9 protein-coding genes are annotated in these 13,007 nt (G+C 40.4%); 4 read left to right on the top strand and 5 right to left on the bottom strand.

The window, feature by feature from the left end; all coding sequences use genetic code 11:
• Positions 1–8: 8 nt before the first annotated feature.
• Both U735_RS0101145 and U735_RS25160 read right to left on the bottom strand, forming a co-directional pair.
• Positions 9–362, bottom strand: a complete 354-nt coding sequence (locus tag U735_RS0101145) for a c-type cytochrome (protein ID WP_031442068.1) — start codon at positions 360–362, stop codon at positions 9–11.
• A gap of 140 nt (positions 363–502) precedes the next feature.
• Positions 503–2,092: a hypothetical protein gene (locus tag U735_RS25160; protein ID WP_084681052.1), complete on the bottom strand. Its 1,590-nt coding sequence runs from the start codon at positions 2,090–2,092 to the stop codon at positions 503–505.
• A gap of 132 nt (positions 2,093–2,224) precedes the next feature.
• Between U735_RS25160 and U735_RS0101135 the strand changes: the two genes are divergently transcribed.
• Positions 2,225–3,349, top strand: a complete 1,125-nt coding sequence (locus U735_RS0101135; RefSeq protein WP_031442066.1) for a LytTR family transcriptional regulator — start codon at positions 2,225–2,227, stop codon at positions 3,347–3,349.
• 292 nt (positions 3,350–3,641) lie between these two features.
• On the opposite strand, the gene U735_RS0101130 is transcribed toward U735_RS0101135, so the two are convergent.
• Positions 3,642–4,154: a VOC family protein gene (locus tag U735_RS0101130; protein WP_031442065.1), complete on the bottom strand. Its 513-nt coding sequence runs from the start codon at positions 4,152–4,154 to the stop codon at positions 3,642–3,644.
• Between the two features lie 120 nt (positions 4,155–4,274).
• Here U735_RS0101130 and U735_RS0101125 point away from each other — a divergent pair, with 120 nt between their 5' ends.
• A complete protein-coding gene (locus tag U735_RS0101125) occupies positions 4,275–4,583 on the top strand; it encodes a winged helix-turn-helix transcriptional regulator (RefSeq protein WP_031442064.1) in 309 nt (102 codons plus the stop codon).
• A 4-nt stretch (positions 4,584–4,587) separates the two neighbouring features.
• On the opposite strand, the gene bla is transcribed toward U735_RS0101125, so the two are convergent.
• Positions 4,588–5,394, bottom strand: a complete 807-nt coding sequence (gene bla / locus U735_RS0101120; protein WP_083260674.1) for a subclass B1 metallo-beta-lactamase — start codon at positions 5,392–5,394, stop codon at positions 4,588–4,590.
• 167 nt (positions 5,395–5,561) lie between these two features.
• Complete coding sequence (locus tag U735_RS0101115; protein WP_146032817.1) at positions 5,562–6,515, bottom strand: extracellular catalytic domain type 1 short-chain-length polyhydroxyalkanoate depolymerase; 954 nt, start codon at positions 6,513–6,515, stop codon at positions 5,562–5,564.
• Between the two features lie 590 nt (positions 6,516–7,105).
• On the opposite strand from U735_RS0101115, the gene U735_RS0101110 reads away from it, so the two are divergent.
• A complete protein-coding gene (locus U735_RS0101110) occupies positions 7,106–10,432 on the top strand; it encodes a transglutaminase family protein (RefSeq protein WP_031442061.1) in 3,327 nt (1,108 codons plus the stop codon).
• 13 nt (positions 10,433–10,445) lie between these two features.
• Positions 10,446–13,007, top strand: coding sequence for a circularly permuted type 2 ATP-grasp protein (locus tag U735_RS0101105; RefSeq protein WP_031442060.1), 2,562 nt, complete (start codon positions 10,446–10,448; stop codon positions 13,005–13,007).

The following is a 13,007-nucleotide window of genomic DNA, read 5'->3' as shown; positions in this document are numbered from 1 at the left end:
TCTCAACTTTAATTGTTCAGCGCACCTTGATCTACCCAGCAACCTATGGCCGCTATCTGCTCATTGGTAAGACTACCTGTTTTTGGCATTCTTCTGCTCAAAGTCACCTCTTTAACAAGCTCTGCTATACCCTTTACACCATTGAATGTTCTTAAATCAGGGGCAAAAGGTTCACTTCCATCACCATTGTGGCAAGGCATACAATTATTATCAATTAACGGTCTTATATAATCTTTATATGAAACTTCTATATCACAATTATTTACACTCCCATCCACGGTTTCTTCCTCATAATTGTATTCGCATGATGCTTGGGCAGCTGCCAAGAAGATAATAATTCTTATAGATAGTATTTTTTTCATCTGTTTAAGTTAAGTTTTTTTGATAGACATGCTTACAATTAGACAATTGTTATTCATGAATGAACATTGCACAAATCCTCCAAACTTATTATGGGTTATTTCAAGTGGTATAACCTTTTCCTAAGCATAAAACTGGTACATTATGGTGCAAGGGTTGTATTTACGTTAGCGATAGGCCATACGCCCGCAGCGGGAAAACTTACTCCTTTATTATCACCACGTGAACTGTCCTGCCCAAAGTAATATAAAGGCCAACCTTTATAAGTGATCTGTGTTCTTCCATATACTTCAATTGACCCAAAGTCACCAACTTCTAAAATACTTGGGATACTGGCCAAATCTATTTCCGCAATGGGCCAGACCGAATTGTTGGAAAAATCAGGATTTGTATAACTATTCATATCCTTGGTATCGTTTATAAAAATGTATAGGGTATTGCCATGGTCGTCGGTTATGTACGAAGTAAGCCCCTCTCCTTCCGAATAGTCCTCCAAATAATTTTTTCCGTCATGTCCAATCAATTGAGCACGGGCATACATAAGGGAATAGTCTGGCTTGGCTACATACCAGACATTATTAAAGGCATCTCCATTGGTATCCCCAGCTACAGCATCACTGGCATAGTAATATAATGGCCATCCTTTGTAAGTAGTCTGCTTTGAACCGTCCGTGCGATCAATGGTAGCAAAGTCCATCTCATCCAATCCAGCATCCAGTGATAGATCCTCCGCATAAAAGATTGGCCATACTTCCAAACATCCACCTAGACAAACTGAAGTGCCTTGAGTATCCCTAGAAAAGAAATAAAGTGTTGCTCCATTAGAATCGGTCAATATTTTGCCAAAAGTGGCATTATCAGCTAATTTAACCGAATTTTCAACTGGTTGTGGTTCCGGAGCCGCTGGTGTATCAACATTGGCAATTGGCCAAATTCCAGGGGCAGGAAAACTAATTCCCTTATTGTCTCCACGTTCAATATCCTGACCAAAGTAGTATAATGGCCATCCTTTATAGGTAATCTGAGTTTTTCCAAATACGTCGATCGAACCGAAATCGGTCTTTTCCAAAATACTGGGAACATTCTCTATTGAAATTTCAGCTACAGGCCAAACCGCATCATTAGAAAAATCGGGATTTGTGAAACTATTGGTGTCCTTGGCATCGTTTATAAAAATATATAATGTTCTCCCCTCAATATCGGTAAGGTAAAAGGTATCCCCATCACCTTCCGTATAATCATCCAGATAATTTTTTCCATCATGCCCAACCAATTGTGATTGTACATACATGAGGGAATAATCTGGTTTGGCAACAAACCATACATTGTTAAATGCGTCTCCTTTAGTGTCGCCCACTATAGTATCCTCTGAATAATAGTAAAGTGGCCAACCTTTATAGGTTGTTTGCTTGGACCCGTCTACACGAGTAATGGTTGCAAAGTCTGACAATTGCAAACCAGCATCCACCGTTATTTTTTCTGTATAGAATACTGGCCAAACTCCCAAGCATCCGCCTGAACATTCTGAAGTTTCTTTGGTGTCTCTGGAAAAAAAGTAAAGGGTAGCGCCATTGGAATCCGTCAATATTTTGCCGAATGAAGAATTATTGGCCAACCTCACAGTATTAACAGTTGGTTCCGGTTCAATTGGATCAGGGTCTTCATCATTATTATTACTACATCCAATACACATTATGCTAAGGATGAACCATAAGGAATGTATTTTTTTCATAATTTGTGATGTGTTAAGATTAATTTAGGAAGTAAATTAACCTCCACCTTCCTCAATTTCAAATAAAATTATGTGAAGAGGAAAATACTGAGTTTGAAACGGAAAAATTAACTTTAAAAGTTCACCCTTCTTTTGAAAAAAGACAATCTCTATTTATTTACGTTACTTGCCATTTCAATTATAGTGTTCGTACTAGGTTATTTTGCCATGAGGTATATGCTTAATGAAAGCACAAGCCAAATACTTTTAATTCAAATAGAATCCAGTAAGCGAGAGGCAAAGGAATTGGCAGGATTGATATCTACACAATTGGATAATGGGATAGATCGCCAAACTGTGATTAATAACTTCCAAAAAAATATAGAAGGAACTCATCTAGAATCCGGGTTTGTATGTATGTTGGACTGGTCAGGTGTTGAAATTTGCCATCCAGATCCACAAAAAATAGGTAATAAAAATAACCCAGATGTCTCTTACACTAGAGCCCTGGACAGTGAAATAAATCCAGAAGAGTTTTACGATCTTATCAGCAATAAAAAACAGAATAATCCAAAGAATGACACTTCCATTGGATATACTAATTCTCAAATTATTTATCTCTATCCCGTAAAAGACTCCGATTGGATAATGGCTGCACATGCCAATCTAGATATAATTGAGGAACGATTAAAAGGTCTGAGATTAAATTTCTTACTAATATATTTACTTTCTAGTTCTGTAATTTCTCTTTTAGCCTTGCTAATGGTTCGTATTTTAGGTAGTTATTATGAAAAGGCTTTGGAATTGAAAAATGAAAAATTGGCAGAAGAGGTGTTAAACTTATCAAAATTGAATTCAGATCTGTACCACCTAAAAAATCAATTGAACAAAACAGATGAAAAAGACGAAAAAAATATGGAAGACGACGATAACGGCAAAATAAAGAATCGTTTGTTAACCTATTCCAAAGACAAGCTTATTTCGGTTAGAGTAGATGAAATTGCCTTTATTAATACAGAAAATTCATTGACCACAATTACATGCTTAGATGGTCAAAAACACTCAAGCAATTCCAGCTTAGATGAATTGATCGGCAGTTTGGATTCTTTGTATTTTTTTAGGGCCAATAGGCAGTTTATTATTTCGGTAAAGGGAATTTATGAAATCTTTAGATATGGCAACAATCAGCTTAAGATAAAGTTAAACCCTGCATCAAGTAAAACTATAGTTATTAGTAAGAACAAAGTTGCTGAATTTAAAAAATGGCTTAACTACTAATTAAAGTATAATTAAACTTAAAATACCACCCCGTAAATATTCAGTGTTATTTGCTACTCGTCTTGACCCCATATTATCAGAAAATATTAAACTTATGTTAAAGGTGAGGCATTCGGTCGCACTCCAAATCGCATCATTGGGAATACCTTAAATTATGGCATTAGACCTATTTTAAGTCACTCCCACCTCGAGTACAAAGAAAACCCCGTGAATCTTACGGTTTACGGGGTTTTTCGTTTTAAGCAACTTCTTTACAAGCCGACCAGGGATCAATTATTTTACCCACCGTTCCTTATTTGGCGTAGGCCCCGGAAGAATAGGTAAGCTCATAACTATGGGTATAGACTTCAAACACTATCCCGAACGGGTCCTGAACATAACACATTTTATAGGGCTTGTCATTGGGATAATATTCTCTAATGGGCATTCTTTGCTTCCCTCCATGCGCCACAATCTTTGCCACAAGCTCCTCAATATTTGGGTCCTGTATACAAAAATGAAAAAGACCCGTATTAAAAGGACTAAACTCTGGCGCTTCCTTGATCCCATGCGGAAAAGAAAACAACTCAATCCCTATACCGTCCGAGGTTGCCAAATGTGCAATTTCAAATTCCTGCCAGTCTTCCCCAAAAACATCGATACACATTTGACCTATAGCCGTTTCCCTCTCCTTTTTTACTGTGGAGGGCTCCATAATAATATACCACCCCATAACCTCTGAATAAAATTTTGCGGCTTCCCTAATATTTGGAACTGTAATGCCAATGTGTGAAAATGATTTTGGATAAGTTTTATTAGTTTTCATGTATTCTATATTAGACCCCAAAATTAATCTATATTTGCCCAAGTGGCAATAACTTACCCAAAAGTTATATAGTTACCTAAAAGAGTATTTTAATGATTATCAAATACTTACATCTCCTAAATGATCAAAAATAATTGTCCCTTACATTATACCCTAAACCTAATTGGCACAAAGTGGAAGCCATTGATACTGTTTCATCTCTTGGATGGCCCTTTAAGATCCGGAGTTTTGCAGAAGAAAATTTCAGGAGTATCCAATAAAATGTTTACCCAGACCGTCCGGGAATTGGAGCAGGACGGACTAATTGCCAGGAAGGTTTTTCCAGTTGTTCCTCCCAAGGTGGAGTATAGACTGACCAATAAGGGGAAGTCCCTAGAGGACATTTTAAGAAGTATGGATCAATGGGGAGCTGCCTTCTACGAGGACTAAAAAATTATTGTTGAAACAATTTTATGGTATAATCCAATAATTCGGTTCCTCCGGCGATTCCGTGGCCCGGTATTACAATTTTGGCCGTGGGGTATTTTTGCTTTAATTTTCTCACCGTATTGGACCAAGCCATTATATTGGCGTCCTCCAGATTGCCTTTACTAGCATCTACTTCCTTTATAAGACATCCACCGAAGATGGCATTGTCCAAGGGGAAGTAACCTACAACATTATCCTTGGTATGGCCCTCCCCAAAATATTCTACATATGCCTTTTCGTTCCCAATATCTAAAACAAGACTATCGGTGAAACCGATCATAGGTTTGGAGAAAACTTTGCCATTGGCACCCAACAATTCTATGGTACTATGGGATGCGTACGCTGGAATATTATATTCAAAGAATGTTTCCAAACCCCTTACGCAATCCCCGTGAAAATGCGTCGGTACCACTACTTGTATTTTACTATTAAGGTTTTTGGTCACATAGTTTATCAATTCCAGAGAACTTTCATCATCCGTTGGCGTGTCAAGGACAAGCGCCTCCTTATCATTTACGATCAACATCCCATTACAGGCCACCCTGCCGAAATCGTTTGTATTTAAAAATGAAATATGTTGGTAGATATGGTTCGATAGCCGATGTACAATTAAATTGTCTGTTTTATAAACAATAGCACTGTCCGCCAATGAAGTTTTAACGGTTTGGCCGACAACTAACTGATCGGTTTGGTTTCGTTTGTTTGTGGCATCATTACATGAAACGAACAATAAGCCTAAAAATGAAAAGACGACTATTATGAATTTGGCCATAACTGAGATATATCGGAACACACTAATAGAGCAAATATAGGCTACCCAATGCTAATATTCTTAATGCAATCTTTCTTTATTGCCAGATTTTCGAAACTCGGTTTAAGTAATTTACACCAATTGGATAAAACAGCGGCATGTGTTGTGTAGCCATTATTTTCAGTGCCTCAGTTTAAGGAACTAAAAAAGTCCCATATTACATCACAGGCATTAATTTCCCTACTTGTATTAACAATTAGTCTTCTGCCCAGATATTGCCTACCTCCAGGCCAAGTGTGTCCCCCACCCTGTATTTCATACGCCTTTAGAGCGCCACGTGGATGGCAGTTGCGAAAATTTCTAATCTCTACCTGGGTACCATCCCATGGTTTAGTATTTGGGATATGCTCTCCCTGCAGCTCCTCTAAACAACCGTTTTTTTCTTTCCAAAATGCAACAAAATCCTCATGCGATAAAATACTGCCCCGATTTTTCCCAAACAACCTAATTTCACCTCCTGTATAAGGAACTATAGGGTCCGCGGTACCATTCATCACCAATACCCCTACAGGCTGTGAAGGGGCGCATTGGGAAAAATAGCCCTCCGAGATTGAGGCGGTCAATATGGCCCCACCCCTAAACAATTCGGCAAGATCACATAACAGTCGGGTACTCATAAACCCTCCATTAGACATCCCAGTTGTAAATATACGGTCGGGATCAATTTGGTATTGCGACTTCAAACGTTCTACAATAGCTTCAATAAATCCTACATCGTCTACCCCAATATTTTCCGGTTTAAGATGTTCCGTACGCCCATCATTCCAGTTTTTTGCAATGGCGTCGGGATAGACTACAATAAATCCTTCCCTGTCCGCTATCTCATTAAAGCGTCCATAAGTAAGTTTGGCGGTGCCCTTGCCAGTTCCACCTCCCCCATGGAGATGGAAAAGAAGCGGCAACAGACCGTCCATTCTATCTTTAGGAGGAAGGTGCAACCAATATGTTCGCTCTCGATCCTGCCATATAATGCTTTGGCGTGTAATATCCGAACCTGGATTTTCAGAATCAACATTCAAGTGCCACACAAGGCTCCCAAGGTTTATGGCAAAAGCTAAGCAGATAAGTAATAATTTGTCCATCAAATTCAAAATTATATCCCAAACACAAACGTTTTCAACCAATATATCCGCCAAAGTATAACCCCACCTCCAAAAGCAAATTGTACAATATCAAATAGTGTCAATGCAATTGTTTACCCCTATGGCCAATAAATTACTTTGTGGTACTTTAAGGAAGTAATTTAATCAATTAAAACAGAATAGCGGCAGGAGCTCTATCCAAAACCACCATCAGAATATACATTGTTTTTGCTGTACAACTTTAGGCTACTCTAAATTCCTCCTCACAATTTCCTTCCGCGTTTCCCCAAAATATTCCGAGATAATATTTTACGATGACATCATATCAAATTCAAAAAAGGACTTAAACTTGTTTTGATTGGATAGCAGGAAGAACTGTAGTCATTTTTGTTCCCTAATCCTCCTTGAGGCTTTACGGGGAACCACACTTAACAAACAAAACAATCTAAAACCCACCCAAGATTATCAATCTAGCAAAAAGGAATGTCGATTAATTTTTTATGGATAAAATTTTGACCTATATGCATTTAATGGAAGGGATTCCTGATTTTAGTGCTTATCTTAGGGCATATTGAAAATATCATTGTCCCATGGCATTAAAAGTAGCTATTTCCCATAAAACCGTTTATAAATATGATCGAAGGGTAAATCTTTCACCGCATATTTTCAGGCTAAGGCCCGCACCACATAGCAGAACGCCCATAGAGGCATATTCTATAAAAATTAAGCCTGAAAATCATTTTTTCAATTGGCAGCAAGACCCTTTTGGAAATTACTTGGCCCGCATTGTTTTTCCGGAAAAAACCTCAGAGCTATCAGTAGAGGTAGAAATTATAGCGGACTTAAAGACCATTAATCCCTTTGATTTTTTTGTAGAGGAATCCGTCGAGAATTTTCCGTTCACCTATTCAGAAGATCTAAAAAAAGAACTTCTGCCCTATTTGGAAGTAACGGAGAAGGGTCCGTTGCTCCTGGATTGGTTGGAAAAGTTGGATTTAACACCAGTGCGGAGCATTGATTTTCTTATAGGCCTTAATCAAAAATTATACACCTACCTCAACTACACTATCCGTATGGAGCCTGGTGTACAGAGTTGTGAGGAAACCTTGGACAGGAAGTTAGGTTCCTGCAGGGATTTTGCTTGGCTTTTGGTACAGACGCTTCGTCATTTGGGATTGGCGGCTCGTTTTGTTTCAGGGTACCTGGTACAGCTAAAATCGGATGAAAAATCCTTGGACGGCCCTTCCGGCCCTGAAGAAGACTTTACGGATTTGCACGCCTGGGCAGAGGTTTATTTGCCCGGCGCGGGTTGGATAGGGCTGGATGCCACCTCTGGGCTTTTGGCAGGGGAAGGCCATATCCCCCTGGCCTGCACGCCATCCTTTGAAAGTGCCGCACCAGTGTATGGATTAACGGATCCCTGTGAAACGGAATTTGAGTTCGACAACTCCGTAACCCGGATTTTTGAGTCGCCCCGCGTAACCAAACCCTATACCGAAGATCAGTGGAAGGCCATTTATAATTTAGGCTTTGCCGTAGAGGAGGAACTACAATCGAATGACGTAAGATTGACTATGGGCGGAGAACCCACCTTTGTTTCCATAGATGATATGGAAGCGGAAGAATGGAACACAGCGGCCGACGGGGAACACAAACGCGAATTGGCTAGCTCCCTTTCCCTAAGGCTATTGGATGCCTTTGGCAAAGGAGGAATGTTGCACCATGCCCAGGGAAAATGGTACCCAGGAGAACCCTTGCCACGTTGGCTTATTGGAATACATTGGCGCAAGGATGGCGAATCTATATGGAAAGATCCAAAATGGCTGGCTTCCTTTATGAAGACTTACACCCTCCCAAAGGATATATCAGTTACTTTCTTAAAGACATTGACCAAATATTTGGCCTGTCCCAATGACAGTATAATTCCGGCATATGAAGATGCATTCTATTTTCTGTGGGAAGAAGGGAAACTTCCGGTAGATGTGGAGCCAAAAGATTACAATAAAAAAGACACGGCTCTAAGAAGAAAATTGGGAGAAGTGTTGGAACAGGGTATTGGTAAAACTGTAGGCCACGTATTGCCATTGGCCAAAAGCGATGGCCATTGGATTACCAATTCTTGGGAATTTAGGAGCAGACATCTGTTTTTAACCCCAGGAAATTCCCCTATTGGATTACGGCTTCCCTTAGAATCTTTGCCCAAAGAACCGGAAGTACCATCAGAACCTACTGCAGAACCTGAGCTGTTCGAGGAGAAGCCCGTATTAAAAGCTTACGGAAAAGAATTACAGGATAGAATAGAGTCCAAGACATCAAAATCATCTGCCAAAAAACAACCATTTGTACGTACTGCCTTATGCGCAGAGGTACGTGATGATAAATTATTCCTTTTCCTACCCCCCTTGAATAGCGCGGAAGACTTCCTGGATTTAATAGCTAGTATAGAGGCAACGGCTAAGGAGCTGGAAATTCCGGTAGTATTGGAGGGTTATGAGCCCCCCAGGGACAACCGTTTGGAAGTACTAAAAATTACTCCGGACCCTGGTGTAATAGAGGTAAATGTGCATCCTGCCAATAATTGGCAAGAGCTTACGGACAATACCTTGAAGTTGTATGAGGAAGCAAAAAAATCCCGTTTAGGGACCGAGAAATTTATGTTGGACGGCAAGCATACGGGTACAGGCGGCGGCAACCATGTTACCTTGGGAGGGGCCACTCCTGCAGATAGCCCTTTGCTTAGAAATCCGCAACTTCTGCGCAGCCTACTTACATTTTGGCAACACCACCCTGGACTTTCCTATTTGTTCTCCGGTGCGTTTATAGGCCCTACCAGTCAGGCTCCGCGTGTAGACGAGGCGCGATTGGAAAATCTTTATGAATTGGAAATTGCTTTTTCCCAAATTCCCGAGGATAAGGAGGTACCTTTTTGGTTAACGGACAGGTTATTTCGACATTTATTGACCGATATTACCGGAAATACCCACAGGGCCGAGTTCTGTATCGATAAGTTATATTCCCCGGATTCTTCCTCGGGCAGATTGGGTATCTTGGAGTTAAGAGCTTTTGATATGCCGCCCCACGCACAGATGAGCCTTATGCAAATGCTACTTGTGCGCACCTTGGTCTCTTGGTTTTGGAAGAAGCCTTACAAACATGATCTGGTGCGTTGGGGTACTGAATTGCACGATAAATTCTTGTTGGAACATTACGTAAAAGAAGATATTAGGGATATTGTTGGCCAATTAAATGATGCTGGCTATCCCTTTAAACTGGATTGGTTCGACCCATTTTTTGAATTCAGGTTTCCCTTATACGGTATGGTAGAGATCAATTCCATGCAGATAGAACTTCGTATGGCCATAGAACCTTGGAATGTACTGGGCGAAGAAATGTCCGGTAGAGGAACAGCAAGGTATGTAGATTCTTCTTTGGAAAGGGTGCAGATAAAAGTAAAAAACTTTACCGAAGAGCGTTACAGCCTAACCTGTAACGGAGTAAAAATAGCCCTGAGCCCTACAGGTATCAAGGGCGAATATGTGGCAGGAGTCCGTTATAAAGCATGGGACCCCTGGTCTGCGCTTCACCCTACCATTGCTGTAGACGTACCTTTGATATTTGATATTGTAGATATGTGGAACAAAAAATCCATTGGTGGATGCACCTATTTTGTAGCCCATCCCGGAGGACGTTCCTATGACACTTACCCCGTAAACAGTTATGAGGCAGAATCCAGAAGAATTAATAGATTTTGGGATTTTGGACACTCACAGGGTGAGGCAACACCGATGGAAATGGGCCCTACAACAAATTTTTCGGGTAGAATGGTAGAACCTAAGTCTGCTTCCAATACATTTGTATACAAAGAGGTCCCTATAAATCCTGAATATCCACATGTGCTGGATTTGAGGAAGAAGTAATTCATAAATTATTATGCCAATAACAAGTACCAGCTGGTTAAGTAATTATATTACCGAATATAAGAATGACGAAATGTTTACACCACAAAATGGTGTAAAACCCTATTGGAACAAACTCCTTACGGAATTTGATAAATTGGGTTATGACGGATTGATGGCACGCCAAAGGGATATGGATTGGCTACTTTCAGAAAATGGGGTCACCTACAATGTTTACAATGACCCACAGGGATTGCACCGCCCATGGAACTTGAACGTGGTGCCTTTTTTACTCCGCCAGTCCGAATGGCAAACTGTAGAGAACGGTTTAAAACAACGTGCACGGCTTTTAAATTTGGTCTTAAAGGATATTTACGGCGAAGGCAATCTGATAAAAAATGGCATTGTGCCTCATGAAGTAATTCACGGACATCGTGGTTTTTTAAGACAATGTAGCGGCATTGAATACAGCACGGAAAAATTTCTTTCCATTTATGCCGCCGACCTTTCCCGCGGAACTGATGGAAGGCTCTGGGTAGTGAACGACCGTGCAGAAGCACCTTCAGGAATGGGATACGCCTTGGAAAATAGGTCTACTACCAGTAGAATTCTCCCAGAGATGTATGCCAAAATGAATGTGAAGCGCCTCTCTGGTTTCTTCAAGGATTTTAACCAGATGCTTGTTGATGCATCCCCATTAAAAAAAGATAATCCCAATATAGCCATATTGACCCCGGGATCCCATAATGAAACCTATTTTGAGCATGCCTATCTCTCCTCCTTCCTGGGCTACCCTTTGGTTCAAGGGAACGACCTGGTGGTAAGGGACGGGTTTGTATGGATGAAATCCTTACAGGGACTTAAACAGATAGACGTTATTTTACGGCGGGTAGATGACGCATTTACCGATCCCTTGGAGCTTAGGGAAGATTCGCAGCTAGGAGTAGCAGGATTATTGGATGTAGTGCGTAGAAAAAATGTTTCCATTATTAACCCTGTAGGTAGCGGGGTAATAGAAAACCCAGGCCTAATCCCTTTTATGCCCGCTATAGCCAAATATCTTCTTAACGAGGATCTGATCCTGCCACAAATTGCATCTTGGTGGTGCGGACAGGAACGGGAAAGAAAATTTGTATTAAATAACCTATCCCAATTGGTGATCAAAAGAATTGACAGGACCAATAGGGAAAGTATACATTTTGCTGAGTTTATGACCACTCAGCAGTTAAATGACCTAAAAAAGGAAATTGAACTAACTCCCTATCGTTTTGTAGCACAGGAGAAAATAAGCTTTTCTACGGCTCCAAATTTAGTTGATGGAACTATAGAGTCTAGAAATTTGGTGACCCGTACCTTCTGTATAGCATCAAATAAAGACTACAGTGTAATGCCCGGTGGACTGGTACGTGTAGCTCCGGACAGGGAAACTATTAGGGTTTCCAACCAAAGGGGTGGCACCAGTAAGGATTTTTGGGTATTGGAAGACAGCCCGGTCAAGGAAGATTTATCCAGGCACTGGCAAAAACGGAGTTCCTTGGCCGCATCCGGCTTAAACGATCTGCCCAGTCTTACGGCTGAAAACTTATATTGGGCAGGACGTTATGTAGGCCGTACTTTGGTCAATGCCCGTTTCTTACGCATGGTCATGAGACAAATGGCCTTGGTACAAAACAAAAATGAAAAACCAGATTCTGTTAAACTCCAAGTCCTGTTCAAAGCGGTTACCCACTTAACGGGCACCTATCCCGGCTTCGCAGAGAAAAGCTCCAAAGGCAAAATGGCCATGGAAGACCCTATGCAGGAAATGTTATCCGTAATACTGGACAAAGACAGGCCCGGGAGTTTAGCGCACAACCTTGCCATGTTTGGCAACTCCTATTATTCCATCCGGAATTTGTGGTCTTCGGATATGTGGCGGGTGTTTGAAAATATTCAAAAAATATGGCAGTCCTTTGAAGAAAGCCAGGACCGTTCCATAAATAAAATCTTAAAAGTACTCAACCAACTCATTACCCGTTTAATCGCTTTTATGGGCCTTATAGAAGAAAGTATTTTAGTGCAACAAGGGTTACTACTGTATTTTATAGGCCTACAATTGGAACAGAGCATGTTGACCATTACAAAATGTCGCTCCCTGCTCACCATTAAATATGAGGAACAGGTAGAATATGACCTCCTGGAGTATTTGTTGACCAGCCATGAAAGCCTTAATATTTACAGATATAGCTATAGATCCCACATTCAATTGGAGCACTTATTGGACCTAGTGGTATTGGACTTGGAATACCCAAGGTCGTTAACATTTATGTTGAACAGAATCCAAAAAGACATTGCGCGTTTACCACATTCCCGAAAGGATAATAATTTAAGCAATTATCAAAAATATATATTTGACGCTTTCTCCAAATTGCGATTGGCGGAATCTTCCAATTTAGTCAAGACTAAATCCGAAACCGACTTTTTTAGGAAAGAACTTGATGAATTATTGGAAACACTCTCGGAACTGTTATACAAAACATCCCAATCCATAAGCAGTACCTATTTTAATCATACGGACAAACAAAATCAATTGGTTACCCAATCCTTTCCTTTTTGA

This window comes from Arenibacter algicola (assembly GCF_000733925.1).
Lineage (GTDB): Bacteria > Bacteroidota > Bacteroidia > Flavobacteriales > Flavobacteriaceae > Arenibacter > Arenibacter algicola.
This window is presented reverse-complemented; position numbering and strand designations above follow the sequence as displayed.

Excerpts from the sequence above, each read along its gene's own strand:
- U735_RS0101115 (WP_146032817.1), bottom strand. The coding sequence starts at position 6,515 with ATGGACAAATTATTACTTATCTGCTTAGCTTTTGCCATAAACCTTGGG.
- U735_RS0101130 (WP_031442065.1), bottom strand. The coding sequence starts at position 4,154 with ATGAAAACTAATAAAACTTATCCAAAATCATTTTCACACATTGGCATT.
- U735_RS0101145 (WP_031442068.1), bottom strand. The coding sequence starts at position 362 with ATGAAAAAAATACTATCTATAAGAATTATTATCTTCTTGGCAGCTGCC.
- U735_RS0101110 (WP_031442061.1), top strand. The coding sequence starts at position 7,106 with ATGGCATTAAAAGTAGCTATTTCCCATAAAACCGTTTATAAATATGAT.
- bla (WP_083260674.1), bottom strand. The coding sequence starts at position 5,394 with ATGGCCAAATTCATAATAGTCGTCTTTTCATTTTTAGGCTTATTGTTC.
- U735_RS0101105 (WP_031442060.1), top strand. The coding sequence starts at position 10,446 with ATGCCAATAACAAGTACCAGCTGGTTAAGTAATTATATTACCGAATAT.
- U735_RS25160 (WP_084681052.1), bottom strand. The coding sequence starts at position 2,092 with ATGAAAAAAATACATTCCTTATGGTTCATCCTTAGCATAATGTGTATT.
- U735_RS0101125 (WP_031442064.1), top strand. The coding sequence starts at position 4,275 with ATGATCAAAAATAATTGTCCCTTACATTATACCCTAAACCTAATTGGC.